We start from the raw sequence: 24,993 nt of genomic DNA, 5'->3' as shown, positions 1-24,993 counted from the left end.
GATCGACCCGCATCGATCGTGCTCCGGACGTCCCTGGTCACGAAAGCCCGAGGTCAGGGCTCAGGTCGGGAATTCGCCGAGCCAGCTGCGCTGCAGGAGATGCCTGGGCAGATAGGCAGACTCCACTGCCGGCGGGATCTCGCCGTCGTGGGCGAGGCAGGCCAGAGCAAGAGGTCCCAGAGCGATACGGCCATCGGGATCCTTGGCCCGGTCCTCGTCGGCGGTCCAGTACGCCTTGTGCAGTTCGAGCGCCTCCACCAGAGCCTGGCTGAAGCCCTCCTCGTCCTTCCGCACGAAGCGGTGGAACAGGTTGATCGGCGGATACAGCACCCCCTGGAGCAGATCCCGGGGAGTGGTCGAGACCGCTTCGGGATAGGACCCTTCGATCGCGGCCACCAGCTTCTCCACCAGGCCGGGCCGCTGCAGCCAGTACGTCTGCAGAGTGTCCACCCAGTGGTAGATGTACTCGTCGTACTCCCCCGCGGGCGACCGCAGCCGTTCCAGCGGAATCTGGCACAGCTGCGTCATCCGCTTCTGGTCACGGCACACGATCGCCAGCCAGAACGCCGTGAGCCAGTTCCCCGCGTCGGCGAACGAACGCGGTCCGATGGCCGGGAGAACACGCGTCTCACGATTGATGCGGCACTCGACGGTCCCTTCGGTCGCCCCGGTCACCGCGAACAGCGCCGACCCGACCTGCATGGCAGAGACCACCGCCTCCCAGGTCTCCAGCTCCGCGGCCTCCGGATCGACCGTGCAACGCGCCTCCACGTGGAGAAGTGCCGTACGGAACGTGGAGTCGATCATGGTCGGTGACGATTCGAGGCGGGCGACGGAGCCGGCCAGGCTCTCGCCGAGAGCCTCGGCCCAGCGGGCGGAGTTGGGTCCTGCCTCACCATGCCGGGGAACAACAGTCGTCATGGCGTGCTCCGTTCAGCGATATCGAACTGCCTCATCTGATCCCGCGCTGCGCGTCCCGTGCCGGACGCGCGCAGCAGAGAGATCGGTATGACGGTCAGAGCAGATCGGTCAGGTCGGGGCCACGGCCCCCAATCACATCCGGGACCTTGATTCCATATCCGTCGGCGGTGCCGAAGTAGGTGGGCTCGCCCGGTTCCGCAGTCACACCCAGCAGAGCGTCCAGAGCCTGAAGAGCGGCCGCGAGTCGTGGAGCGTTGCGCCGGTGGATCTCCGGGTGCGGGCGCCCTCTGAAGTCGAACTGGCCCCAGATGTCATGGAAGACCGACACCTCGGCCGACAGGCCGAGCGACTCGGGCGACACCGTCAATTCGACCAATCGGTGCTCGTGGCGCGGCTTGCCGTCGGCGTCGAGCCAGATGCCGGACCCCGAGACGAGAATGTCTCCAGCCTCAGCCTCGGCAAAGTCTGCGGGTCGCATGGATCGCAGACGCAGTGGCAACTCCGGGTCGTCGAGCGGGCCTTGGACCGGAATGCGGGTGATCGCGGCCATGCCGCCCAGACTGGAGATGAACCAGCCCCATTCGAGAGCACTGGCTTCGAGCAGGTCATGCTCGCGCAGGACGGCCGACATACGTGCGGCAGTCGTGAGGGCCGATTCAAGGCCAGGGGCGGCGTAGTCGTCGAGATCCCAGGCCCACGAAGCGCATTCGCGTGGGGCTCGCAAAAGGGTGGACATTCATGTTCCTTAGTAAATGGGCCCGTTGGCGGGGACGGTGATCGAGCCGTCTTCGAATCGCAGCACGAAGGTGGAATCACACGCCTTGGCGCGGCCCGCGACGCGCCCCAGGATCTTATCGGTGAGAGCGGCCTTGGTGTCGTGGATGTCCAGGATCGCCACTTTCTGACCGGCGATCGGGCCGGCCAGCTGTTTGGCGGCGATTCCTTTGGTTGCAGAATTGATGCCCGCAACGCTCTGTACGTCCTTGAGCTGGGCCGCGTACTCGATCCGGTCTCCCGACTTGATCAATACGTCCAGGTCCAGTCCGAGTTCCGGCCGCTTGTATTCGAAGGCGAGGTTCTTGGCTCCCCTGGCCTGCAGGTCCGTGGCGTGTTCCATAGCCATGTAGACCGACGGCGTCATATCACCCTGCTTGCACTGGGAGAGGAGATCGTCGTAGCCAGGCATGTCGGCCAGGTTTCCGCGGCTGATGTGTTCCGCGATCCCCGCGCCGTATTGGCTCTTGCGCAGTTGAACGAGCGCTCGCTGCACGTCCTGCGGTTGCATCTTCGCGCTGCGGAGCGCGTCGGTGACTGCGCCTTCCTGTCCGAGATCCATGCCGCCTGTCGGCGGGGACGGCGTCTCGTCTCCCTCGCTGAAGTCTGGCCTCTCCGGGCCGTCGCCGCTGCCACTGCCGGGACCGTCGTGGCCGCCACCTGAGGCCGGTCCCTCATGCCCGCCGCTGGGCCCCTCGTGCCCTTCACGGATGCTGCTGTGGTCGCCGGATCCCGGCCCGTCGTGACCACCGTTGCCCGGTCCGTCGCCGTGGCTCCCACCATGGGGCGGTTCGTGGCCGGCTGAGGGGCCGTGTCCGAGGTCGTCGGCGTGACCCCCGGGTAGGTTGTCGCCGGCGTGGCCGGTGGGCATGTGGTCGCCGACGCCGCCTCCGGGGAGGTGGTTACCCGCGTTGCCGCCGGGGAGGTTGTCGCCGATGTCGGTGCCGGGGATGTTGTCGCCGGTGCGGCCGATGTCGCCGAGGTCGTTGCCGAGGCTGTCGCCGAGGCGGATGGCGTGGTCGCCGACGTGGGCCGCGTTGTCGGCGGTGTGGGCGCCCGCGCCGACCAGCGCCGGTTGCCTGTCCGGCGAGGGGGAGCCGGTGTGCGGCGTGTCCGCTCCCGCCGCGTCCGGGTCGATGTCCGGGGAGGGTTCCGGGCGTGCGTCCTCGGCGCGCTGGACGATGTCGCCCTTCTCGTCGAGAAGGTTGCCCTCGCCGTCGAAGTACTGGGCCGGTGCGCCGGGTTCCGTGGGCAGCTTCGTGGCGCCCTCGGGCAGGACCGGGACGTCGTCAGGCAGCTTGAAGTTGCCGTCGGGGAGTTCGATCGCCCCGTCCGGGATCGCCGCTCCCTCGGGGAGATGTACGGCACCATCGGGCAGTTTGAGCGCACCCTCGGGCAGCACGATCGCATCGTCGGGCAGCGTGGGGATCTCGACGTTGCCGATGCCCTTGAGGCCCTTGGTGATGTCGCCGATCTTGGAGAGGCCGGCGCCCGCGCCCTTGGCGATGTAGGTCATCGGGTCGATGACCTTGCCGGCCTTCCCGGCCACGGACAGGACCTTCGCGACCGCTCCCGCCTTGCCCGCGCCGGAGACACCGGCACCGGCGCCGCCGGTGAAGACCGTGGTCAGCACGTTGAACGTGACCGCTCCCGCGGCCCGTCCCGGATTCTTGCCCCACTCGTCCCAGGCGACCAGCGCCTTGCCGGTCTCCTTCATCGCGGTACGCGAGTCACGCAGCCAGGACGGCAGCTTGTCGTCCGGCAGGGTCCAGAACAACGCGCCCGCACCCGGGATCGACGTGATCACCAGACCGGTCGCGAGCTGCGCGAGACCCTTCCAGGCCTGACCCATCGCGTCCCAGCCACCGAACCCGACCAGGGTGCCCAGGCCCTTGATGGTGCCCCAGATCCCGTCGACGATCAGCCCGTCCCACACGAACGACTTGACCCAGTGCCCGACTTCCCAGACATGGTGCTTCTCCTCCATGGGATCACCCCAGGGAAGCTTCGCGTTCTTGAGGTCCTCGGCGTTGAACCCGTACTGGTCCTTTCGCTCGGACCCGTCACCGGCGACCATCTGCGTCCCACCGAACAACGCGGTGATCTTGTTGTGGCAGGTGCGCTCGGCGGCCCAGAACGCGGCCACCGTCGTCGTGACGTCATCGCGGAGCTGATTGTGCTCCTCGATCTTGTCCTCGTCGTACTCCCAGTCGTCGTCGTCCTTGACGTTGTTCACGAACGTCGACGCATCCGCTTTGAGCTGTGCGAGCTTCGTGACCAGCGGACGGACCTCGGTCGCGTAGTCCGACAGGGCCGTGGAAACCTTCTCCAGGTCGTCGGCGAAACCGTCGGCCCGGTCCTGGACCGGCTTCGTCGACGCGAAAAGCCGCTCCGCCTCGGGTGCCTGGTAGTACGCGGACAACCCCTGGAACTGGGTGTGCACATCCGAGCCGGTGCTGCGCATGTGCCCGGCGTCCGTTTTCAGGCTGCCGTAGTCCTTCTCCAACTGGCCCAGATCACCGGTGAACTGCGGTATCGCTTCCGGCTTGATCACTTGGTCTGCACCCCGGGCTTCGTCAGATCGAGATCCGGGACACCCAGGGCCTTGCGCTGCGACTCGGCCGCCATCTCCAGGTCACCGTTCAGATACGCGGTCGTCGCGTCCACCGCACCCGTCAACGACTTCCCCGCCCGCGCCGCGATGAACTTCAGGTCCGACGTGGCGTGTTCGGCGTACTGCGACAGCGCCAGCGCGACGAGACCACCACCGGCCTTCTCCCCGCCCTCACCACCGCCCTCCGCAGTGATCGTGCCCGCACTCGTCGCCGCCGACGTCAGATGCTCCCCGTACGCCTTCGCATACGTCTCGATCTTCCCCGCCGTCTCACCCGTCGTCTTCAGCACACCCTGAATACCCTGCGGCTTCAGATCCCACCCGGTCACCAACACACCCCCGTGCCTCAACCACCCACTGCCGACACCAACGATCACCGCGCGCCTGGGCCTCGAGGACGGTCGTCCCAAGGGCCCGGCGCAACGCGCCCTCAGCCGATGTTGTCGACTGCAGCCTTCGCGCGCGTGATCGTGTGCTGCGCGGTCCCGTCGTTCTTCTCCAGCGTCGTCTTCAGCAACTGGATGATGTTCCTGACCTCCTGCGAGGCCCGGTTCCACCGCATTTCCTTGCCGTGGTACTCATCCGCGACACCGTCCGCCGTGAAGTCCGCCATCGCGGCCTTCACCTGCGCGTCACGCGCCGCGATCACCTCCTCCAGACGCCCGATCACGACCTGGATATTGCCCTGCACATCCGCCGACGCACCCGTGTCGTACGCACGACGATCACTGCCACCAGCCATCAACAAACACTCCCCGTGAAATCCGTGACATCCATGGAACTCATGAAACCGAGAGACGGTCAGCGTCCGCCGAAACGGGCCGCGTCGAAGTTGGCGGCGCCCATCTGCTGCCGCGCGTTGTCGCCCTGCTCCTGGTCGCCGGAACCGAACGCCGAGTCCATGCCCGACTGACCGCCCAGCAGCGACGCCAGCGAACCGTTCAACGCCGCCGTGATCTCGTCCGACCGGTTCTTGAACGAATCGAACGCGACCCGCCCCGCACCGTGGAACTTCCCCTCCAACGGCGCCGCCGCCTGAACCAGCTGACGGATCAACGTGCCCAAGTCATCACTCGAACCACGCGACTTCGACGTCAGATTCGACAGAACCTGCGCCCCCATGTCGAACTTCATGTGCATCCCCCTGCCAGATCAAGTGATCCCATCTGATCCAGATCTATCAACATCGGGTCGCCGATAGCAACGTGAGAAGTCTCGCTGTGACAGACGTGTGACGGCTGATGCATGGATTGAGAACCACCGCATCCGGACACCGGCGTGCATCGAGCAGGCCGCACCCCACGTTTCCGCCGTCGCGCTCTGCCTGAGCGAGCCACGGGTGCAAAATCATTCGACAACACAGATGCCTGCGAGGAGCGTTGGCGGCATGCAACAGGAGGAGCTCTGGGACGGCGATGCCGCCCGACGCTATGACACGCCCGGCACGGGCATGTTCGCGCCCGAGGTCCTGGGGCCGACCGTGGACCGCCTCGCTGCGCTCGCAGGTGACGGAGCGGCGCTCGAGTTCGCCGTCGGGACCGGCCGGGTGGCCGTCCCGCTCGCCGAGCGAGGAGTCCCTGTCACGGGCGTCGAGTTGTCGCTACCGATGATCGGTCGACTGCGAACCAAGGTGGACGAAGCGACGATCCCCGTGGTCGTCGGCGACATGGCGACCTCCGTGGTGCCTGGGGAGTTCACGCTCGTCTACCTCGTCTACAACACCATCTCCAATCTGCTCACCCAGGCCGAGCAGGTCGAGTGCTTCCGTAATGCTGCCCGCCACCTCACGCCCGGCGGCCGGTTCGTGATCGAGCTCTGGGTGCCCGAGCTGCGACAGCTCCCACCGGGCCGGACGGCCACCGTCTGGCAGTCCGAGCCCGGCTACATCGGTCTGGACACCTACGACGTGCTGCGCCAGCACGTCGTGTCGCACCATTTCTCGTTCGACGAGACCCATCAGGCCCAGCTGTTCCGCAGCCCGCACCGCTACATCTGGCCGGCCGAACTCGACCTGATGGCACAGCTGGCCGGATTCGAGCTGGAGACCAGGCACGCGGACTGGGCCGGTACCGAATTCACCGCCGAGTCGCGTTCCCACGTCTCCGTCTACCGAATCCCGCCGAACCGGTAGCTTCGCGGTCCGGCAGGGCGGCGCGCCGGGTATCGGGCACAGTCCCGGACGTGACCGGACGGCCCTGCACCGGCGTCGCCCCTGGCCGACGCCGGTGCAAGCCCGGACGGCTCAGGCCACCGGCACCGCGGGCGTGGTGAAGAGCGAGGCGTCCCCGCCCTGGACGACGTTCCGGACGCCTGCGCTCGCCTCGTGCGGTACGCCCGGCGAGACGGCGCTCACCTCGGAGAGGCGGGTGTACTGCTCGGGCGTGAGCACGACGTCGAGGGCGCCCAGATAGTCGTCGAGCTGGCTCAGCTTGCGCGGACCGATGATCGGGACGTACGGGGTCGCCGCGCGTGCGGCCCGCTCGTTGATCCAGGCGACCGAGACCTGGGCCGGGGTCGCACCGGTCTCCTCGGCGACGGCGAGGACGGTGTCCACGACCGCGGTCTTCTGTTCGCTGCTCTCGGTGTGCACCAGGGTCTTCAGGTCGCTGAGCCGGCCCTCCGCGCTGCCTCGGTACTTGCCGGTCAGCAGTCCTCCTCCGAGCGGGGACCACAGGGCGGCGCCGAGCCCGAGGCTCTCGGCCATCGGCAGCAGCTCACGGTCGGCGGTCCGCTCGACCAGGCTGTACTCGACCTGGATTCCGGCGACGGGCGCCCAGTTCTTCAGGTCCGCCAGCGTGGCGGCACGGGAGACGCGCCAGGCGGGGAAGTTGGACAGTGCCGCGTGCAGGATCTTGCCCTGGCTGACGAGGTCGTCCAGGCCGCGCAGGATCTCGTCGATCGGCGTCAGGTCATCGGGGAAGTGCACCCAGAGCAGGTCGATGTAGTCGGTGCCGAGACGCTGCAGGCTCGCCTCCACCGAGTGGCGCATGTTCTTCCGGCTGTTGCCGGACCATGACACACCCGGCTGCGGGAACGCGCCGTTGGTGAACTTCGTGGCCACGACGAAGTCCTCCCGGTCTGCGCCGAGGAACTGCCCCAGCAGCTTCTCCGACTCGCCGAACTGGTAGTTGTCCGCCGTATCGAGGAAGTTGCCGCCGGCCTCGGCGAAGCGGTCGAACATGCGGCGCGCGTCGTCGGGCTCGGCCCCGGCGCCCCAGCCGGTACCGAAATTGCCGGTGCCGAGCGCGTACTGGGAGACGCGCAGTCCGGTGCGGCGGCCGAAAGTCGTGTAACGCATGAAGTTCTCCTTGGAAATCGAGTGCTTCCGCAGGTCTGTTCCTGCGCTCCGAAGCGGGATCGGCGGTCGGTGAGCGCCCAGAGGGGCGGATCCATGGCCGGACCGTTGCCGGCGCGCCGTCGGCGCCGGGCCGGTCGAAGGTGTTCCGCGGCGGGAGGGCCGTCGGGGACGGTGTCACTCCACCTGAAGGAAACCGATCGGTTTACTTATACCGGCAACGTTAGACCAGTCCGAGCGCAAAGTAAAACGATCGGTATCCTTGAGGCATGACCGAATCCACTTCCACCGGCCGACGGCGCGGCCGGGGCGCCCGCGAACGGATCCTGGCCGCGGCAACCGAGCTGTTCACGGCCCAGGGCATCAACGCGACCGGAATGGAGCAGCTGACGTCGGTCGCCGGTGTGTCCAAGCGCACGCTGTACACACATTTCGAGAGCAAGGACGTACTCGTCCACGCCTATCTGCAGCAGCTCGAGGACGGTCTGCTGCCGGCGATCGAGGAGGGCCCCGACCCGCGGGGGCAGCTGATGGCCGTTTTCGATGCCGGTCCGCAGGACCTCGCCGGTCCGATCCGGGGCTGCCCGTTCCTCAACGCCGCCGTCGAGGTGCCCGATCCGGCGCACCCCGTCCACCGGCTCGCGGCCGCCTACAAGACGGAATTCTCGCGCCGTCTCGCGACCCTCGCACGCCGGGCCGGGGCGCGGGACCCGGAGGCCCTCGGGGAGCAGTTGGCCCTGCTCTTCGACGGTGCTGTCGCCCGTGGAACCGCGCTCAACAGCGACCGTCCCGGGGAATCGGCCCGCTCCGTCGCCACGCTGCTGATCGACACCGCCGTCGGCGCCACGGGGCAGGAGCGGACTCCCGGTTCGGACGAACCGGCAACCGGCCGATGACGGCCCGGGCCCTCTAACCGATCATGTCGAGCCGGGGCACGATGCGCGCGACGAGCTGTTCGGTGAAGCTGACCGGGTGCCGGTCCGGCAGCACCTGGACCGCGGTGATGCCGAGCTCGGCGTACGCCTCGACATCGGCGAGGAAGGCGTCGGTCTCGTCCAGGACCGGCCTGCTGAACATCAGGGTCTTCTCGATGGTGTCGTAGTCACGCCCGGCATCCGCGCAGTGCGCGCGCAGCACGTCGAGCTTGTGGGCCACCTCGTCCACATCGGTGGCGAAGAGGTTGCACGCGTCCGCATACTTGGCGACCAGCCGCAGCGTCTTCTTCTCGCCCCCGCCGCCGATCATGATCGGCGGCCGTTCCCCGATCGGCTCCGGCACGCACAGCGTCTCGGCCAGGCGGTAGTGCCGCCCCTCGTACGGGCCGTTCTCCTCGCTCCACATCTGCCGGCAGATCTGCAGCGTCTCCTCCAGCCTCTCGAACCGCTCCGCGACCGGGACGACGGGCACTCCGAGCCCATGCTGCTCCCGCTCGTACCAGGAGGCACCGATACCGAGGACGGCCCGGCCGCCGGAGAGCACGTCGAGGGTGGTGACGATCTTCACCAGCAGGCCCGGATGGCGGTACATCACGCCCGTGACCATGAGGCCGAGCGTCATCCGCTGGGTCAGCGCCGCCACGTATCCGAGGGTCGTGTACCCCTCCAGCATCGGCTCGTCGGCCGCGCTCTGGGGGGTCTCCATCTGGAAGTAGTGGTCCATCACCGTGAACGACGCGACCCCGCCCTGGTCGGCGATGCGCACCGATTCGGCGAGTGTGGGCGCGATCAGCGCGGGGTCGGCGGGTTGCGCGTAGTTCCAGTAGTGCAGGCCGAGCTTCACGTCCACTCCTCCGTGCCGGAACCTCTTCGGCGACCCTGTGCAGTCACTCGTCCACGTTACGTGCGGACGGGCGCCCGGGCGCGGGCCGTACGCCCGGCCGGGTGCCAGGGCCTCGGTCCGGGTCCGCCGCAGGGTCTGCAGACCGTCCCCCGTGCGGACCCGGCGGAAGTGGCAGAACCGTCGGCGGCTCGCCTGCATGCGGTAACCCGGCGCGCGCGACGGACGTCCTCCCGCAAAGCTGTTGGACGTACGCACTCCCGCCGTCCCCGCGGCGAACGACGAAGAAGGTCTCCCTGTGCGTTTGTACCGAATGGCGCTGTGGGTCACGGTCCCCCTGGCCGCGGCCCTCCTGGCGGCACCTGCCGGGGCGACGAGGGCCGGAACCATCGGTGGGACGACGCAGAAGCCTGCCTCGGTGCGGCAAGCCGAAACGGTGGCGGCCCCGGCCGCCGATTCCACGTGGCTGCTCCCCGTCCTCGGGGCGGCGCCGGTGACATTCCTCCATGCAGCGCATCGGCCCGTCATCGTGTCGCGCGCGCAGTGGCAGGCCGACGAGACCAAGCGTGACCCGCGCGCCCACTACGCGGGCGGGGTGACCGCGATCTTCATCCACCACACCGACACCCCCAACGGCTACGAGTGCGCCGACGTCCCCCGCACCCTGCGCAATCTCTATACGGGCCAGACCCGTGACCGGGATTGGGGAGACATCGGCTACAACTTCCTCGTCGACAAGTGCGGCACCATCTACGAGGGCCGCGCCGGTGGTGTCGACCGCCCCGTCGTCGGCGCCCACACCGTCGGGTTCAACCGCGGCACGGCAGGGATCGCGGCAATCGGCACCTTCGGACGAGGGGCGCCCGTACCGGCCGCCATGGAACACGCGATCGCGGCCCTCGCCGCCTGGAAACTCGGCCTGCGCGGTGTCGACCCCCGCGGCAGGGTGCGGCTCACGTCCACCAACGACAAGAGCCGTTACCCCAAGGGAACTTCGGCCGACTTCTTCGCCATCTCGGGCCATCGCGACGCCTACACCACCGACTGCCCCGGGGAGGCGCTGTCCGCCGCGCTCCCCGCGATCCGCGACCTCGCCGCCGATCTCCAGGGCCGGTCGGCGGGAGCGCCTCCCGACGTCGGCGCCCCCCTGACCTGGGAGAGCCTTCACCGCCACGGCAACGCCACGGGTTAGCCCACCCGGAGCCGGCGGACTCCACGGCGGTACGAACGACTCCGGCGGCGCATGGGCCCCGGCGCCGCGCCCCTCACCCGTTCGGGACGCCCGGCGGTGCGAACGGGTCCCTCCGTGTGCGTGGACTTCGCAGTGTGCGCAGGCTGAAAGGTGCTGCAGCCGGTGATCCACGATGAGGGACGATGATCGTATCGGTGGTGTCGATGCCGGAGGGGACCGTCGCCCGCACGCACGTGTCGGAGGCACGTGAGCGCCTCGCGACGTCCCGTTTCCTGCTCGTGGACATCGAGCTGCCCGAGGAGGCATCGCCCGACGAACAGCCGGTCGCCCATCAGCTCGGCCTGGAGGCCGAGGACTTGACGTGGCTCGGCAGGGAGGGCGAATCCGTGCGAGCCGAGTTCCTCGGGGACAGCGCCGGGTTCGTCGTACCCGTCGTCGAAGCCGGCCGGATCACGCATGTCCACGCCTTCGTGACCGAGCGGTACCTGGTCGCAGCTCACCGCGGGCCGATCGGACCGATCGGGAGCCTCGTCGCCCGGCTGCCGCACGAAAGGCCCTCCGACACCGTGGCCACGCTGTTCCTGCTGCTGGAAGAGGCGCTGGGGACCTTTCGCCGCTCCGCCGTGCAGGCGCTGCTGGAGGTGGAGGACCTCGAGGACGAGATGTTCCAGCAACGGCACCCCCAGCAGGTCCTCCGCCTGACACGTCTGCGACGGCGCGCCGCCCTCCTGCACCACTCGCTCCTGCCCTATCTGGAGGCGACGGACGAAACCATCACGCGGAGGATGATGAGCGGCACTTTTCCGGAGGAGCGCCAGAGGCTCGCCCGCTCGTACCAACGCGCCGCGAGGTCGGTGCTCGCGGACATCGCGTCCCTCCAGGACGCCTCCCGGCGAGCCTTCGGCAGCTACTCATCCCTCGTGGCCGGCGAACAGAACGGCGTGATCAACCGGCTGGCCATCGTGTCGACGATCTTCCTGCCGCTGTCGTTCCTGACCGGATTCTTCGGCATGAACTTCACTTACATGACCGACGAGTTGGAAAGCAGGGTCGTGTTCTGGCTGCTCGCCGTGGGGTTGCAGGCGATCGTGCTGTTCATCGCCCTCTACGTGCTGCACCGCACGCGCCTGTGGCGGAAGTTGCGCGACGAGGGTCCCGATGAACAGTGAACGGGCCTGCCTCACCGGCGCCCGGTGCGACGACCGGGACATCTCGCTGCCGGCCCCCGGAAATTCCACCGACACACCACAAAGGGTCCGGCAGCGAACTGACGGGCCCTTTGTACGAGGTTGAGGTCAGCGAGGTCCGCCACGTCCCTGGCCTTGACCCTGGCCCTGGCCCTGGCCCTGGCCTCGGCCCTGGCCTCGACCCTGACCCTGCCCTTGTCCCTGCCCCGGCTGAGTCGTGGGCTTGTTCACGCAGGAACTGAGGAGTTGCGCGTCTGCCTGGCCTGCGCGGTAACCGGCGAAATACTCTTCTGTCTTGGCGCCTTGTTGAAGCTCAAGCGCCGTGGTCACGGCACGCCCCGTCTGACATGTACTCAGAGCGTCCGCCTTACCGTCGCTGTATCCGGCTGCCCTTACAGCAGTTGCCGGGGGCTGCCCAGGAGGCGGGGTTACAGGAGGCGGGGTGCCAGGAGGCGGCGTCGTCGGCGCGGGTTGCATACCAGCGCAGCCGGCAGTCCTTCCCGAGCTCGTGCCCTGGAGAGAGAAGCTCGCAGCCGACAGATTCACGCTGCCGATCGTGGTTCTGCCTTCGGCATTGGCCGCCGCGTTGCCGATCACTCCCGTGCCCGTGGCGAATCGAACGTTTTCGTTCGGCAGGAATCCCTCGCCCACGATGGAACCAAAGGGGTTGGGTGGCTGAAACGCAACCGTCGAACAGGTTGCGCTGGGCGCGAGCGAGACCGAGGTCTCGGCGGCCTGCGCGGAACTGCTTGGGAGCAACAGACAAGAAGCACCCAGCGGTACGCCGACCAGCGCGAGAATTCGCTTCTTTCCTTGCATGGGATTCCCCTTTGTGGTGGGTCCGTGCAAGGAAAAGCGTTGCATGAGGGCTGATGAGCAACAAGAGACCACTTATCGTAGGAGTGGCAGTGTTGGGTTTCGCCCGTGCGGTTGCGAATTCGGGGACGACGCTTTTTGGCACCTGGGATGCTTTACGGCGCGGGTGAGCATTCTGTCCGTCTCATGTGCCGAGGCCGACCGGCGGGACGATAATCGCCCCCGGCCGCGCCTCCGGTCGGTTCTCGCACTGCGTTGGCTGGATGGGGTCGCAAGGCGGCGGGAGCCCCGTAGAGTCGGGGGCCATGTCTGCCGCCCTCGACCGGTCGCCGCTGTGGCGCAACCGGAAGTTCGCTCTTCTCGCCTCTGCGCGGGTCGTCTCGGTTCTGGGCAACGGGTTCGCCCGTGTGGCTCTCGCGTTCGCCGTGCTGGCTCTGCCGGGGGCCAGTCCCGGGCGGTTGTCGTTGGTCCTGGCGTGCCAGGCCGTGCCGCAGTTGGCGTTCATCCTGGTGGGCGGCGTCATCGCGGATCGGATGTCGCGTTCCCGGTTGATGACGACGGCTGATGCGATGGGCGCGGTGGCGTACGGGGGTCTGGCGGCCCTGGTGCTGGCCGGTCATGGCTCACTGCCGCTGATGTGCCTGCTGGCGGTGGCGGCGGGCTCCGCCACGGCGCTGTTCGCTCCGGCCATGGACGGCGTCGTGCCACTGGTGGTACCGGCCTGGCAGCTCCAGCAGGCCAACGGGATGCTCCGGGTGGGAACCAATGTCGCGCTTCTGCTGGGCCTCGCCCTGTCGGGAGTGACGGTGGCGTGGCTGGGTGCGGGATGGGCTCTCGGCCTGAATGCTCTTTCGTTCGTGCTCAGTGCGCTGCTGACGTCGTTGCTGGGCGTCGGTGAGCGGCCGCGGAAGAAGTCTTCCGGTTGGGCGGACCTGCGAGAGGGGTGGCGGGAGTTCTCCTCCCGGCAGTGGCTGTGGGTCGTGGTGGCCCAGTACACCGTCGTCGTCGCCGCGTTGAACGCCAACCTGGGAGTGCTGGGCCCGCTGGCCTCGGAGCACCGCCTCGGTGGTGCCCGTGCATGGTCGGTGATCGTCGCCGCGCAGGCGCTGGGCGCCGTGGCCGGCGCGGGCCTCGCAGCGAGGGTGCGGGTCGAGCGGCCGATTCTCGTGGCGGTGCTGGCCACTTTGCCGGCAGCCGTACCGATCGCGCTGCTGGGAGCGGGGGCGCCGGTATGGGCCGTTGCGACGGCCATGTTCGCCTCGGGAGTCTCCTCCGACATCTTTGCGGTGCTGTGGTCCACGACCATCCAGCGGGAGGTGCCGGAGGAAGCCCTGTCACGGGTCAGCTCCTACGACTGGTTCGGCTCGCTCGCCTTCGCCCCGTTGGGCCTGCTGGCGGCAGGACCTGCTGCTGACGCGTGGGGCATCGACCAGATGCTCTTCACCTGCGCGGCTCTGATCGTCGTGGCGACCGTGGCAGCCCTGCTGGCTCCGCAGGTACGTGCTCTGCGCACCCCCGGGCACACGGAGCGGCCCTCGGAGGGACCCTCGGTGATTCGGGGGTCTGAGGACGCGCGACCGGCGAGCGGCGAAGGGGCGGGGCAGCCCGGTCAGTAACGCAATGCCACCCTGCATCCGACCCGGCCACGAGATGACCCAGCACAATCCCGTCACGTACACCAAACTGTCCCGCGGGCCCGGATTCCTCGCGTTCCGGCTCGGCAGGATTCCCTGCGCCGACCTCTCACCACGCGCTGTCGACGAACGCATGAACAGGTGCCTCATCCATGCTGAACTGTGAGAACGTGCCATGACATCACCGACGCTGGTCGTCGTGAGCGGTGGCCCCGGGACGGGAAAGACGACCCTCGCCCACACCCTTGCTCAGGAACTCGGCTGCCCCGCGATCATCCGCGACGAGATCAAGCAGGGCCTGGTCATGTCGACCCCCGGCCACCGGAGCGGGGGCAACGATCCGCTCAACCTTCCCACGCTGGAAGCGTTCTTCGGCGTGCTCAAGGCGCTTCTCCAGGCCAGCGTGACTCTCGTGGCCGAGGCCGCCTTCCAGGACCGGGTCTGGCGGCCCCGCCTGGAACCGCTCGCCGAGCTGGCGCAGATCCGCGTCATCCGCTGCTCGACGCCCGCCGCCGTCGCCCACCATCGCATCGTCCATCGCGCCCAGCACATCGCCCACAGGGCCGCGCACGGTGATCAGGCACTCCTCGACGCGATCGCTGCGGGAGAGCATTCACTCGATTCCTTCGTACCGATCTCCCTCGACGTCCCCACACTGGTCGTCGACACCTTGGACGGCTACAGCCCCAGCCTTCCGGACATCGCCTCCTTTGTTCGCGCGCCCGCGCCCGACGGGACAACCGGCCCGGGCTGACGGGCGTCAGGAGGAGACCCACGACCGCGCACGGCATCGCCGCAGCTCAGGGGTGCGCGTAGCCCTGTATCACTCAGCTCGGCCGGGACTCCGGACCGTCGGCGGCCGCGGTGTCGACGCCGGCGGCCGCCGGACGACCCGGCGCCCGGCGAAGGCCCGCGTCACCTGGGCAGGTGAACCCAGGACTTGGTGCCCTCGTGCGGCTGCAGCGCGTTGCAGACGCCCCACTCCCCGCCCCAGTCGTGCACGACGGCCGCGAGCAACCAGAGAGCACTCCGGCGCCGCTCCTCGCAGACGGTGACGGCAACCGGTTCGGAGTGGCGCGGATGCTGGTCCCAGACGACCAGTCGGAGCGCGTCGTCGCGGTGCCGGGCGGAAACGTAAAGCTCTTGAGCGGGAGTCATCGCGCTTGTGACGCCGATGAGTTCGCCCACGGCCAACGCCGCCGGCCAGGCGTACGGGGTGAGTCCGTAAGCGTGCAGCGAGGCGGTGACGGCGTTGCGCCCGATGGCCGCGCTGCGCGGGTCGCCGGGCAGCGTGAGACTGAGCGCGAGGCCACGATCGCCGCGGCGCCCGGGCTGCGGATACGCGTACGGGTCGGGCGCGGGCTCCTCGACGGCTACTGGACAGAGCGCGGCACGCGGAGATTGCGGCATGACTGACTCCCCTTGCATGGGTGGCGAGTTGACGGTCTTCCTCGTTCGCGTCGATGCGCACAAGTGGCTCTGGCGCTGCGGGTTCGGCAGTGACCTGTCTCCCTGGCACGGATCCGCCGCTCCCAGGGCAGGAGGTTGCAGGCAGGACCGCACGCGCACTTCCGACTCATCGCAGCGTGAGCGGTGCGTTACCGACTGTAGGGCACGTCGGAGTACACGTACTACCCTTTCCTGCGATTCAGGGCGCATGAGGTGGACCGGCGGCCCACGCCAAGGGCAGACTGAGTCCCCTTGCAGGCCGAAGGAGGGGAAGACTTGCCGCCAAGAGGCACGCCCACCGAGCGCCAGCGGCGCCTCGGTTCGGAGCTGCGCAAGATGCGGATCGCGGCCGACATGACCACGGAGTTCGCTGCCGGATTGCTCGGTGTTCCCCGGACGAATGTGCCGAACATGGAATCCGGTCGCTCCGGGATCAGCCCGGACCGGGTCCGAACGCTGGCCGGAAACTACGGCCGTGCAGACAGCCCGTTGGTCGACGCCTTGGCCGCCATGGCAGCCGAACGGGGAACACACTGGTGGGAGAAGTACCGCGGGCAACTTCCCGTCGGCTTCCTGGATATCGCCGAGATGGAGTGGCACGCCCGGCGCCTACGAATCGCGCTCACCACACACCTGCCGGGACTGCTGCACACCGAGGACCATGCGCGCGCCGTCTTCGAACAGGTCATCCCTCGCCTGCCCATGAGCGATGTCGATACGCGGGTGGCCCACCGGCTGGATCGTCGACAGGTATTCAGCAAGCCGGACGCCCCGACGGTGGACCTGATTCTTCACGAAGCCGCCCTGCGGATGCAGTTCGGGGGGCCGGGCGTCGCCAGACAACAGTTGGAGCACATCCTCGGCATGGCGGACCAGCACGACATCACGGTCCGAGTCGTTCCATTCGCAGCAGGTGGCTTTCCAGGAGCCGGACAGTCTGTCATCTACGCCGAGAATGTGGTCCCCACACTCGATACCGTCGAGCTCGACAGCACACACGGTCCGGAGTTCATCGACTCCGAGATACAACTTCACAAATACCGCGCCCAGCTCGACGCGATGCAGGACGTCGCACTCACACCAGCGCTGTCACGCGACTTCATCCGGACCATCGCCGACGAACTCTAGGAGCAGGCAACGTGCCCAACATCGCCTGGGAAACGCCCTACTGCGGCGAGGGAGCCAACTGCTTCCGCCTCGGAACCGATGAGAACGGCAATGGCTACATCGCTGTTGTCGGCGAAGAGGATCGTTACCTCACCGACAGCCGCGAGGCGCTTCAGCAGATGATCCGCGACATCAAGGCCGGCAAGGCCGACCACCTGCTGTAACTCCGAACCCCGACGCCGCAACCGGGTCACCCGTGGCGGTACCGCCGGCGCTCTTCCCGCCCGAGCACCGGCCCGCGCCTCCCGGATTCCTTCCAGGAGGCGCGGGCCCACCCACTCCGCATGCCTCATCTCTCTTTGGCCGGAGGTCACTGCTGGGTGGTGATGCCCGGCAGCACGAAGCCCGGAGGCAGGGCAGGCAGGCCCGGAGGCACACCCGGCGGCACGAAGCCCGGCAGCAGAGAGCCCGAAGGTATACCCGGCACCCCGCTAGTCGGAGGCTGGACAACCCTGCAGTTCACGAAGACGAAGTTCTGGTCCTCGTTGACGGCAAGAACGGTGTAGTCGACGTTCTTCTGGAAGCGTGTCAGCCGGAAGTTTCCGTTGGCGTCGACGTTCAGCCGCTCCGTGCTCTCGCCGTCGTTGAGGTTCCGCGGAGCCGTGAAACCTTCGCCGGTAATGGTGACGGACATCCCGTTCGCCGCAGGTGTGACCGTGCAGCTGGCAGTGGGTGCCGCGCCGGCGGTCGGCGCGAAAGCGATGGCGCCGGACAGTGCGAGCGAGGACACGAAGAAGGAAACCACGGCGCGTCGAGTGTGAAGATGCATGAAGGTGCTCCCATCAGAGAGACGCGAAGAGGCGGCCGCAGAGCCGTCGCCACTCATCGCCGCAGGCACAGCGCGGCGATGCCACGCAGCGGGCGATGCACGCCGTCCTGCGTTCCGGCCGTCGCGTTACACCAGCGGCAGACCGGGGGCCGGAAGATGCCCGCCTTTCATGCTCCCCCGCCCTCCCCGGGGTGTCGACCTGGGGCCGCACGGGCCGGTGGGATGCGTCAGTGCCGACGGCCGAGGTGGCCTGGAAAGGACCGGATCACTTCCGGCAGGCACTGGGCGGCACCGGAGGACACGGCGCTGGGAATGACGGACTTGAGTCCCAAGCCCCCTTTCCCCGTCGCATGAAAAGTCTCACTTCGTGCGACCCGTGATAATCACGCAGTGGTGTCGCCTCAGGTCGCAGGCGTGGATCCACCTACCTTGCGGCGGCGTTCCCCATGCCAAGTGGGGCGAACGGCTACGGGCCTGCGTCGTCTCCCGCGACGGCGCGAACCCGGCTGTCGCCACCCTGCGCGAACACCTGTCCGGCCAGGTCGCCCGCCGGCAACTGTCCGGGCGCTGGGCCGTCGTCGAACGCATACCCGCACCAGCGTTGGAAAGTTCGACAAGAAACAACTTCGCGCGAGCTATGCCGGCGGCGAGCTCACCAGGAAATGCACGGCGGTGAACACGGCACACAACGCGGATGACACGTGCACCGGTCGCAGCCGAGTGCTCGGCGTGGCCCCGTACGGCTCGGTGTCGCCGCGTCGAGCGCATCGCGGCACACTGAGAACGTGCGTCGATCCGGCGCCGCGTGCTCCTCGGGACGGGGGCCACCACCCCGCCTGCGGGATCACCGAAGACTCGGAGCGGTCACCCGCTGTGAGGACGGGTGAGTGCTCCGACGGCCGACGGAGGTGCCTTGGTCGTGCGGGGCGACACGCTCATGATCATCGACGGTTCGGGGGTGATCACGGAGTGGAGTCGCGAGGCCGACCGCTTGCTCGGTCTCCCCGCGGCCGACGTGCTGGGTCTTCCGGCGACCGGATTCCTCACGGTCCGCGAGGACGACCACGGCGGGAAAGAGCTGAGGCTTCGGTCCCGGGAGGGTCGCACCGCACCGTGTGAGCTGTGGGTACAGCCGGTACTGAGGGACGGCGCCGTGGCCTGGGAAATCGGGCGACAGCCGGCGGACCTCGCCGAGGCGTCCCGCACGAACAGCATCGGTGCCAGCCTCATCGAGACCTTGTTCACCCAGTCGCCCAACGGTTTGCACATCCTCGACCCGGACCTCCGGGTCGTGCGCGTCAACACGGCCGCACTCGCCCTGTACGAAGTACCGCCCGAAAGCGTGCTGGGCCGGCCCGTCACGGAGGCGTACCCGCTCGCGGGCCCTGCGGCCGTGGAAAGCGTGCTCCGCCGTGTCCTGGAGCAGGGCCGGCCGTCGCTCGACCACTTGGTGCACGCTTACCTTCCCGTCGATCACGGCCGGGTACGCGTGTTCTCCGTATCCACTTTCCGGCTCCAGGACCCCCAAGGCGCGGTCCTCGGGCTCGCGCTCTCCACGGTCGATGTCACCGACCGCGAGCGGGGGCGCGCCCAATCCGCCGTCCTCGCCGGTGTACGGGAAGCCGTCGGCCAAACCCTTGATGTGGTCACCACCTGCCAGGAAGCGGCGGACGCCCTGGTGCCTGCGTACGCCGACGTCGCCGCGGTCGAGGTGGTGGATGAAGTGGTACGGGGTGAGGACCCCCCGATCGGTCCGCTCAGCCGGGACGTGCCCCTTCGGCGCGCCGCCTTCCGCAGCTGTATCGCGGAGCCCGTGCAACCGCTCGGCGACGTGCGCACCGCTCCTTACGGGACCCCGTTCAGGCGAGCGCTGTCCGACCTGCGTCCCCGACTCCTGGACCTGGCCACCGAAAGTGCGTGGCTGGCGGCGGACCCGGTACGGGCCAAGGTCATCCGCGCGACGGGTGCGCATTCGCTGATCACGGCGCCGCTGACGCTCCGTGGCACGGTGCTGGGGCTGATGAGCCTGTACCGCTGCGGTGAAACCGAGCCCTACGGCGAGGACGACATCGGCCTCGCCCTCGAACTGGCCGCCCACACCGCGCTGTGCATCGACAACGCCCGGCGCTTCACCCGCGAGCGGACGATCGCCGCCACGACCCAGCGCCGGCTCCTGCCCCAATGCCCCGCTTCGCAGCCGACCGTCGACACAGCGTGGCTCCGCCTCCCCGCGGACCGGGGTGCGAGCTGGTTCGACACCATCGCCCTGCCGGGCGCTCGCACCGCACTGGTCACCGGCCACGCGGCCGGACAGGGAATCTCCGCCGCCACCACCATGGGGCAACTGCGCACCGCCATCCACGCGCTGGCCGCACTCGACCTGGAGCCCGACGAACTCCTCGCCAGACTGCACGACACCACCTGCCGCCTCGCCGGGGAACGTGCGTCGCTGCCACCCGCCGATCCGCTGCACAGCGAGGCACTGACGGCAAGCTGCGTCTACGGGGTCTACGACCCCATCACCCGCACCTGCATCCTCGCCCGTGCGGGACACCCCGCACCGATCGCCGTCGACCCGGACGGCACGACCCGCATCTGCGACGTCCCGGCAAGCCCCCTGCTGGGCAGCACCGAGCAGGTACCCAGGGCCTGCGTGAGCCTCGACATCGCCGAGGGCAGCACCCTCGCCTTCTACACCGCCACCCTGCTCCCGGAGGCGGAGACGGATCCCGGCTCGCTCTGTAGTGTCCTGAGCCGGTCCGACCGCTCCCTGCAGTCCCTGTGCGACGACGTCGTCTACGCGCTGGGGGACGATCCCATACGGGGCGACGCCGCGCTTCTTCTGGCCCGTACCTCCGGCATCGACCCCGGCCACGTGGCCACCTGGAAACTCACCCCCGACGCGACGGCGGCCGGCGAGGCGCGAGCCCTTGCCCGGAGCCGGCTCGCCGACTGGCAACTGGACGAGGACACCATCTTCACCACGGAGATGCTCGTCAGTGAACTCGCCACCAACGCAGTGCATTACGGAGCCCCGCCCATGCAACTGCGCCTCATCATGGAGCGCACACTCACCTGCGAACTGACGGATGCCGGCAACTCCGCACCCCATCTGCGGCACGCACGCGTCGTGGACGAAGGAGGGCGCGGGCTGTTCATCGTCTCCCAGCTCGCCCACCACTGGGGCACCCGCTACAGCGCTCACGGCAAGACCATCTGGGCCGAACAGACCCTCTCGCCCCGTTGAGGGACCCGATGAAGCGAGCAGGCACGGTCGTTCGGTCACTTCCAGATGCTGCACGCTTGTGCCGGTCGCGGCCCAGCGCGATCGGACCGGGGCGGAAATCCATGAAGCTGTCGTCCGAGCAGCCGCCGATGAGGTAGGCGGCTGCCCACACGTCCCATCGATACACAGCTCCAACACCTGGTGCCGACACGGGTGGAGGCGCTGCGGTCGAAGGCGAAACGGCTGGTGGCCCGGGGCCGGCCGAGCCGACGCCAGGCCAGTTCACGCCTGCTGCGGGTGTGGCCGGACCAGGCCCCATCACGTACCCCCAGCCCCACAGGCAAACCACCTGTAGGGCCAAGGTGCCGCCTCACCTCCACGGGTGGTTCGGGCTGCCGCCCGAACCACCCAAACGCGTGAGGCCTCCACCTGCGCGTCTCAGAACTCTGGCATTTCTGCCGTCCTTCTGCCGTCTGCCCTGAGATTCTGAGGCCCTACACCGGGCCCCTGTAGGGTCTCGCCGCCGAAGACATGTCGATCTTCTGTGACCTGCTGGTTCTCTGTTGTCTCACCGCGATGTCACCCAGGATCAGTCTCAGATCGATGCCATTTCCTCGGCGGAACGATGAGTCTGCGGCTGAGCCACCGAGCACAAGGACTACATGCGAGCTCAGATCGCGCGCCGATGAGTTTCCCGTGCCGCGCCGGTCTGTACGCGTGAGACCGACTCACGGAAGGCTGGCGCCATGCGGAAACTGATCTACGGCATGAACCTGACCCTGGACGGCTACATCGCCGCGCCCGGCGACGACATCGGCTGGGGCGTGCCGAGCGACGAGCTGTTCCAGTTTTGGTCCGACCAGTTGCAGGCGACCGACCTGTCGCTGTACGGGTGCAAGCTGTGGCAGACGATGAGCTCCTACTGGCCGACCGGCGACCAGCAGCCCAACGCCACCCCGGCGCAGATCGAGTTCGCGCGCCGCTGGCGGGACATGTCGAAGGTGGTGTTCTCCTCGACGATCGACAAGGTCGACTGGAACACCCGCCTGGTCACCGGCGACGCGGTCGCCGAGATCACCCGGCTCAAGGCCGAGGACGGCGGCCCGATGGCCATCGGCGGCGCGACGCTCGCCGGGGCGGCCATGCGGGCCGGGCTGATTGACGAGTACGTGCTGGCCACCGCGCCGGTCCTGGTGGGCGGCGGCACGCCGTTCTTCACCGCGCTGGACAGCTGGGTGAACCTGAACCTGGTGGAGACGCGGACGCTTCCCTGCGGCGTGATCCTGACCAGGTACGAGACGAGGCGCTGAACACCCGATTCTGCCAAGGCTTTTGAGGCCCTACACGCCGGTGTAGGGCCTCGCGGCTCGCCGCCTAAGGCATCGCGCCGACCAGCGCGATCTCGGGCTGTCTCACGCGGTGGACGGGTGCTCTTGTCTCAGGACGGGCGGTATTTCCTCACGCCCGATTCGGTAGTCAGGATGGCCGGGCGGCGATCCTTCGGCGGGCCGTGTCCCAGACCTCTTCGAACTCCTCGAAGGACAGCTGCTCCGGATCATGGCCTTCCCACTCTGTGACGGGCAGTTCAGCGGTGACCCCGAATCTGCTGTCGTATTCGTCGAGGCGGCCCGCGTCGAAGGCCCGCTGCCATTCCGCGAGGGAGGCGGCTGCGATCGGGGCCAGTCCAGGCCCTTCGAGCTCGATCTGCCGTATCACCCAACCTTCGTCATCGACCTCGAAGTAGAACCAGGTGTCTTCCTCGTCCCAGTAGCAGCGCATCCAACGCATCACCCGACCATGATGGCCGTACTCTGCTCCCGCCTGCCGCCGATGTGTCCAAAACCTGTTGGATGAGTGTCCGACGTGCTGGGATGCTCCTGCAGTGGCCAGCACGAGCAGTGTCCAGACCGAAGCAGGGTGGGACAGCCCGTATTACCGCGTCCACGCCGAAGGGTTCGATGCGCTGTTCCTCCCTGACCCAGATGAAGGACTCGCCGAAGTCTGCAATGTTGATGCCGAGGTTCATCTCTCTGACGGTTCGCGCTGGAGCGCGACGATCTTCACCCTCGCCGAGGTCAATCGACTGATGAGGCGATGGGAAGAGACCGGAGAAGCAGCAGGTGGCCAGTGCTTCTGGTGCTCTGACGGCTTGATCGTGCGGGCACCGGGTATCCCGGGGATGGTGACCGTGATCGCCGAGCTGCTGAGGTCAGGGGAGTTCGACGGTGCATTTCACCGTCTGGAGGACTCGACCTGAACACGACGGACAGGGCCTCAGATTACCAAGCTCGTACCGTTCGGCGTGTTTGTACGCATCGAGGAGAAGGAGAACGGCTTTGAGGGGTTGGTGCACAACACCGCACTGGATGACGGGCACCCAGACCATCAGCAGTTGGCCGTCCGCGTCGGCGACGCACTCCCCGTGAAGATCCTGGGCATCGACCCGGCCCGACGCCGCATCACCCTCTCGCACCGGCAAGCGATCTCCGTCGGCCAGGACGAACCCGGCGCCTGATCAGTCCAGGTCTTCCGGGTCCTGAGACCACCACCCTCGATCGGCCTGCCAGTCCTGGAGCCAGGACACGAAGTCGCCTTCCGGCTCTGCTTCCTCTCCCGCATCGGCGTAGGGGGCCGCGCGTCCGTCGCCCAGCCACCAGACTCGGCCACGTTGAGGCCCAGTCACGATGAGTATCCAGAACTCACAGCCGCGGTTGCTGCCCAGGAGGATCGATCCGTGCTGATAGATGCCATGGAGGAGGGGCGAGTGCTGGTCGTGGTCGTAGTAGTCGTACTCCCACTGCCATTCCTCCTTGAGGGGGAATGGCACCGCGGGCTTCCGTGGTGCCATGCCATCGAATGGTTCGGGGCTCAGCCAGCACTCGGCTTCCCAGAGCTGCCAGCTCTCGGGGAGTTGGCCCAGTGCGAGCAGCCTATGCGGGGCGGATGGGCCTTCCTGGGTGCCGTTGGAAATCTCCGCGACGAACGTGCGATATGGCTCAGGCAGTTCAAGGGCATGTTCGGCTTCCCATGCCCGAACACCGGGCCAGCCGAGAGGAGGGCGGCGGAGGTCGTGTGGAATGGCGCCGCCGAGGGCGGACATCGCAATGCGGAGTCGCTGCTTGGCGAAGTCTGTCATGGGGTGTCACGGAGGTAGAGGGCGGCGAGCCGCGGGAGTCGGCGTCGCATCTCATCGGGGTCATCGAAGTCGAAGTCCTCGCCCATGTCTTCGGAGTCTTGTTCAGCACTGTCCCGTGAGGCTCTGTACTCGTCCCATGCCTCGTAGAAATCCTCTCCATCGCCGGTGATGCGCTTGAACGCCTCGCTGGCGGCGTAGTTGACCTCCTCGTAGAAGAGGGCCTCGTCACGGTGCACCTCCGCGGCGGTGATCACTGCTGGGTGCTCAGCAAGACTGTCTGGGCAAGCCGCTGTCTTCTCGTACCAATCGCGGCCCAGCGCGATCAGGCCAGCGCGGAAGTCCATGAAGCTGTCGTCCGAGCAGCCGCCGCCGATGAGGTAGGCGGCGGCCCACACGTCCCATCGGTACACCGCGTCATGCACCTCGTCGAAGCGTTCCTGGTAGCGGAGGATGCCGTCCTTGGTGAGGGCGGCCAGCTCATCAACCAGGGCTTCGGCGAAAGGCCTGTCTGGCCCGTCGGCCGAGCGGGCGGCCTCGATAATGGTCCAGAAATCAGAGGTGTCCATGGCTGGGCACTCTGCCAGTTGGCTCTGACAACGGCTCCTGTAGGGGCGGACGGTCTCCACCATGATCACGGTGGAGACCGAGCCGGCCCTGCATTCCGAGCCCCATCGGAGTCACGGCGCAGACAGCCAACCCGTTGCGGCCCTGACGACCCGCTTGCCGAGTGGCGTGAGTTTCATGGGGCGGCCTCGTTCGGCTCGTTCGAGCGCTGGGCCGCCCAGTTCGCTGGCCAGGCGGTTAATCTGAGTGACGAGGGTGGGTCCGTTGACGCCCATGTCACGGGCTGCCGCTCCGAGGGTGCACAGACGCAGCGAATTCCCCACCACACCCCCAGCCACAGATCAACTTTTCTGTGCAGCCAAGGTGCCGGCGCAGCGAACACGGGCGGGATGGATCACTGTTCTCGTCACCCGAATAGGTGACGCCCCGACCTGCGAGTCTCACGGCGGCGGCATACATGCCGCCGCCGTGCA

26 protein-coding genes and 1 pseudogene are annotated in these 24,993 nt (G+C 67.9%); 12 read left to right on the top strand and 15 right to left on the bottom strand.

Annotated features, from left to right (window positions below; all coding sequences use genetic code 11):
* Positions 1–60: 60 nt before the first annotated feature.
* From LRD69_RS21010 to LRD69_RS20985, 6 genes are all read right to left on the bottom strand, one after another.
* Positions 61–921 carry an immunity 49 family protein gene (locus LRD69_RS21010; RefSeq protein ID WP_277328091.1) on the bottom strand — a complete coding sequence of 287 codons (861 nt, stop codon included), beginning with the start codon at positions 919–921 and terminating at the stop codon, positions 61–63.
* Between the two features lie 94 nt (positions 922–1,015).
* Entirely contained in the window at positions 1,016–1,657 is a 642-nt protein-coding gene (locus LRD69_RS21005; protein WP_277328090.1) for a hypothetical protein, read from the bottom strand.
* Between the two features lie 9 nt (positions 1,658–1,666).
* Entirely contained in the window at positions 1,667–4,249 is a 2,583-nt protein-coding gene (locus LRD69_RS21000; RefSeq protein ID WP_277328089.1) for a hypothetical protein, read from the bottom strand.
* The gene (locus LRD69_RS20995) at positions 4,246–4,638 is read right to left on the bottom strand and encodes a DUF6507 family protein (protein WP_277327598.1); all 393 of its coding nucleotides are present in this window, start codon (positions 4,636–4,638) and stop codon (positions 4,246–4,248) included. The genes LRD69_RS21000 and LRD69_RS20995 overlap by 4 nt, the downstream gene beginning before the upstream one ends.
* A gap of 101 nt (positions 4,639–4,739) precedes the next feature.
* Entirely contained in the window at positions 4,740–5,051 is a 312-nt protein-coding gene (locus LRD69_RS20990) for a pore-forming ESAT-6 family protein (protein WP_277327599.1), read from the bottom strand.
* Positions 5,052–5,110: 59 nt separating this feature from the next.
* On the bottom strand, positions 5,111–5,443 hold the full coding sequence (locus LRD69_RS20985; RefSeq protein WP_277328088.1) for a hypothetical protein: 333 nt from the start codon (positions 5,441–5,443) through the stop codon (positions 5,111–5,113).
* Positions 5,444–5,696: 253 nt separating this feature from the next.
* On the opposite strand from LRD69_RS20985, the gene LRD69_RS20980 reads away from it, so the two are divergent.
* Positions 5,697–6,440: a class I SAM-dependent methyltransferase gene (locus LRD69_RS20980; protein WP_277328087.1), complete on the top strand. Its 744-nt coding sequence runs from the start codon at positions 5,697–5,699 to the stop codon at positions 6,438–6,440.
* Positions 6,441–6,551: 111 nt separating this feature from the next.
* Here the strand turns inward: LRD69_RS20980 and LRD69_RS20975 are convergent, their stop codons facing one another.
* Positions 6,552–7,607: an aldo/keto reductase gene (locus LRD69_RS20975; RefSeq protein ID WP_277328086.1), complete on the bottom strand. Its 1,056-nt coding sequence runs from the start codon at positions 7,605–7,607 to the stop codon at positions 6,552–6,554.
* A 266-nt stretch (positions 7,608–7,873) separates the two neighbouring features.
* Here LRD69_RS20975 and LRD69_RS20970 point away from each other — a divergent pair, with 266 nt between their 5' ends.
* Entirely contained in the window at positions 7,874–8,500 is a 627-nt protein-coding gene (locus LRD69_RS20970) for a TetR/AcrR family transcriptional regulator (RefSeq protein ID WP_277328085.1), read from the top strand.
* A gap of 13 nt (positions 8,501–8,513) precedes the next feature.
* Here LRD69_RS20970 and LRD69_RS20965 read toward each other — a convergent pair whose 3' ends face one another.
* Positions 8,514–9,329 carry an LLM class F420-dependent oxidoreductase gene (locus LRD69_RS20965; protein WP_277329818.1) on the bottom strand — a complete coding sequence of 272 codons (816 nt, stop codon included), beginning with the start codon at positions 9,327–9,329 and terminating at the stop codon, positions 8,514–8,516.
* Between the two features lie 349 nt (positions 9,330–9,678).
* On the opposite strand from LRD69_RS20965, the gene LRD69_RS20960 reads away from it, so the two are divergent.
* The 4 genes from LRD69_RS20960 (at position 9,679) to LRD69_RS20945 (ending at position 14,963) form a co-directional block, all read left to right on the top strand.
* Positions 9,679–10,572, top strand: a complete 894-nt coding sequence (locus tag LRD69_RS20960; protein WP_277328084.1) for a peptidoglycan recognition protein — start codon at positions 9,679–9,681, stop codon at positions 10,570–10,572.
* 182 nt (positions 10,573–10,754) lie between these two features.
* Positions 10,755–11,741, top strand: coding sequence for a CorA family divalent cation transporter (locus tag LRD69_RS20955; protein ID WP_277328083.1), 987 nt, complete (start codon positions 10,755–10,757; stop codon positions 11,739–11,741).
* A 1,139-nt stretch (positions 11,742–12,880) separates the two neighbouring features.
* Positions 12,881–14,191, top strand: coding sequence for an MFS transporter (locus tag LRD69_RS20950; protein ID WP_277328082.1), 1,311 nt, complete (start codon positions 12,881–12,883; stop codon positions 14,189–14,191).
* 193 nt (positions 14,192–14,384) lie between these two features.
* Positions 14,385–14,963, top strand: coding sequence for an AAA family ATPase (locus tag LRD69_RS20945; RefSeq protein WP_277328081.1), 579 nt, complete (start codon positions 14,385–14,387; stop codon positions 14,961–14,963).
* Between the two features lie 161 nt (positions 14,964–15,124).
* Here the strand turns inward: LRD69_RS20945 and LRD69_RS20940 are convergent, their stop codons facing one another.
* Positions 15,125–15,619 carry an ATP-binding protein gene (locus tag LRD69_RS20940; RefSeq protein ID WP_277328080.1) on the bottom strand — a complete coding sequence of 165 codons (495 nt, stop codon included), beginning with the start codon at positions 15,617–15,619 and terminating at the stop codon, positions 15,125–15,127.
* Positions 15,620–15,910: 291 nt separating this feature from the next.
* On the opposite strand from LRD69_RS20940, the gene LRD69_RS20935 reads away from it, so the two are divergent.
* Both LRD69_RS20935 and LRD69_RS20930 read left to right on the top strand, forming a co-directional pair.
* Entirely contained in the window at positions 15,911–16,786 is an 876-nt protein-coding gene (locus LRD69_RS20935) for a helix-turn-helix transcriptional regulator (protein ID WP_277328079.1), read from the top strand.
* A gap of 11 nt (positions 16,787–16,797) precedes the next feature.
* Positions 16,798–16,989, top strand: coding sequence for a hypothetical protein (locus tag LRD69_RS20930; RefSeq protein ID WP_277328078.1), 192 nt, complete (start codon positions 16,798–16,800; stop codon positions 16,987–16,989).
* A 146-nt stretch (positions 16,990–17,135) separates the two neighbouring features.
* On the opposite strand, the gene LRD69_RS20925 is transcribed toward LRD69_RS20930, so the two are convergent.
* Positions 17,136–17,594 carry a hypothetical protein gene (locus tag LRD69_RS20925; RefSeq protein ID WP_277328077.1) on the bottom strand — a complete coding sequence of 153 codons (459 nt, stop codon included), beginning with the start codon at positions 17,592–17,594 and terminating at the stop codon, positions 17,136–17,138.
* Between the two features lie 919 nt (positions 17,595–18,513).
* Here LRD69_RS20925 and LRD69_RS20920 point away from each other — a divergent pair.
* Complete coding sequence (locus tag LRD69_RS20920) at positions 18,514–20,841, top strand: SpoIIE family protein phosphatase (protein ID WP_346771918.1); 2,328 nt, start codon at positions 18,514–18,516, stop codon at positions 20,839–20,841.
* Between the two features lie 43 nt (positions 20,842–20,884).
* Here the strand turns inward: LRD69_RS20920 and LRD69_RS20915 are convergent.
* Positions 20,885–21,013, bottom strand: a pseudogene (locus LRD69_RS20915) (DUF4240 domain-containing protein); the annotation flags it as partial.
* A 553-nt stretch (positions 21,014–21,566) separates the two neighbouring features.
* Between LRD69_RS20915 and LRD69_RS20910 the strand changes: the two are divergent.
* Entirely contained in the window at positions 21,567–22,130 is a 564-nt protein-coding gene (locus LRD69_RS20910; protein ID WP_277328076.1) for a dihydrofolate reductase family protein, read from the top strand.
* Positions 22,131–22,296: 166 nt separating this feature from the next.
* On the opposite strand, the gene LRD69_RS20905 is transcribed toward LRD69_RS20910, so the two are convergent.
* The gene (locus tag LRD69_RS20905) at positions 22,297–22,599 is read right to left on the bottom strand and encodes a hypothetical protein (RefSeq protein ID WP_277329816.1); all 303 of its coding nucleotides are present in this window, start codon (positions 22,597–22,599) and stop codon (positions 22,297–22,299) included.
* A 103-nt stretch (positions 22,600–22,702) separates the two neighbouring features.
* On the opposite strand from LRD69_RS20905, the gene LRD69_RS20900 reads away from it, so the two are divergent.
* Entirely contained in the window at positions 22,703–23,077 is a 375-nt protein-coding gene (locus tag LRD69_RS20900; protein ID WP_277328075.1) for a hypothetical protein, read from the top strand.
* Positions 23,078–23,098: 21 nt separating this feature from the next.
* Complete coding sequence (locus tag LRD69_RS20895) at positions 23,099–23,335, top strand: S1 RNA-binding domain-containing protein (protein WP_277329815.1); 237 nt, start codon at positions 23,099–23,101, stop codon at positions 23,333–23,335.
* On the opposite strand, the gene LRD69_RS20890 is transcribed toward LRD69_RS20895, so the two are convergent.
* The 3 genes from LRD69_RS20890 to LRD69_RS20880 all read right to left on the bottom strand — a co-directional run bounded on the left by LRD69_RS20890 (position 23,336) and on the right by LRD69_RS20880 (position 24,843).
* Positions 23,336–23,956, bottom strand: a complete 621-nt coding sequence (locus LRD69_RS20890) for an SMI1/KNR4 family protein (RefSeq protein WP_277328074.1) — start codon at positions 23,954–23,956, stop codon at positions 23,336–23,338.
* Entirely contained in the window at positions 23,953–24,522 is a 570-nt protein-coding gene (locus LRD69_RS20885) for a DUF4240 domain-containing protein (RefSeq protein WP_277328073.1), read from the bottom strand. Before LRD69_RS20885 ends, LRD69_RS20890 begins: the two co-directional genes overlap by 4 nt.
* Positions 24,523–24,633: 111 nt before the next feature.
* Entirely contained in the window at positions 24,634–24,843 is a 210-nt protein-coding gene (locus LRD69_RS20880; RefSeq protein ID WP_277328072.1) for a LysR family transcriptional regulator, read from the bottom strand.
* Positions 24,844–24,993 lie beyond the last annotated feature (150 nt).

Source organism: Streptomyces sp. JH14, assembly GCF_029428675.1.
Lineage (GTDB): Bacteria > Actinomycetota > Actinomycetes > Streptomycetales > Streptomycetaceae > Streptomyces.
This window is presented reverse-complemented; position numbering and strand designations above follow the sequence as displayed.

Coding starts and splice junctions, on each gene's coding strand:
- LRD69_RS21010 (WP_277328091.1), bottom strand. CDS start 921: ATGACGACTGTTGTTCCCCGGCATGGTGAGGCAGGACCCAACTCCGCC.
- LRD69_RS20940 (WP_277328080.1), bottom strand. CDS start 15,619: ATGCCGCAATCTCCGCGTGCCGCGCTCTGTCCAGTAGCCGTCGAGGAG.
- LRD69_RS20990 (WP_277327599.1), bottom strand. CDS start 5,051: ATGGCTGGTGGCAGTGATCGTCGTGCGTACGACACGGGTGCGTCGGCG.
- LRD69_RS20925 (WP_277328077.1), bottom strand. CDS start 17,594: ATGCATCTTCACACTCGACGCGCCGTGGTTTCCTTCTTCGTGTCCTCG.
- LRD69_RS20910 (WP_277328076.1), top strand. CDS start 21,567: ATGCGGAAACTGATCTACGGCATGAACCTGACCCTGGACGGCTACATC.
- LRD69_RS20905 (WP_277329816.1), bottom strand. CDS start 22,599: ATGCGCTGCTACTGGGACGAGGAAGACACCTGGTTCTACTTCGAGGTC.
- LRD69_RS20970 (WP_277328085.1), top strand. CDS start 7,874: ATGACCGAATCCACTTCCACCGGCCGACGGCGCGGCCGGGGCGCCCGC.
- LRD69_RS21005 (WP_277328090.1), bottom strand. CDS start 1,657: ATGTCCACCCTTTTGCGAGCCCCACGCGAATGCGCTTCGTGGGCCTGG.
- LRD69_RS20985 (WP_277328088.1), bottom strand. CDS start 5,443: ATGAAGTTCGACATGGGGGCGCAGGTTCTGTCGAATCTGACGTCGAAG.
- LRD69_RS20955 (WP_277328083.1), top strand. CDS start 10,755: ATGATCGTATCGGTGGTGTCGATGCCGGAGGGGACCGTCGCCCGCACG.
- LRD69_RS20945 (WP_277328081.1), top strand. CDS start 14,385: ATGACATCACCGACGCTGGTCGTCGTGAGCGGTGGCCCCGGGACGGGA.
- LRD69_RS20885 (WP_277328073.1), bottom strand. CDS start 24,522: ATGGACACCTCTGATTTCTGGACCATTATCGAGGCCGCCCGCTCGGCC.
- LRD69_RS20980 (WP_277328087.1), top strand. CDS start 5,697: ATGCAACAGGAGGAGCTCTGGGACGGCGATGCCGCCCGACGCTATGAC.
- LRD69_RS20890 (WP_277328074.1), bottom strand. CDS start 23,956: ATGACAGACTTCGCCAAGCAGCGACTCCGCATTGCGATGTCCGCCCTC.
- LRD69_RS20975 (WP_277328086.1), bottom strand. CDS start 7,607: ATGCGTTACACGACTTTCGGCCGCCGCACCGGACTGCGCGTCTCCCAG.
- LRD69_RS20950 (WP_277328082.1), top strand. CDS start 12,881: ATGTCTGCCGCCCTCGACCGGTCGCCGCTGTGGCGCAACCGGAAGTTC.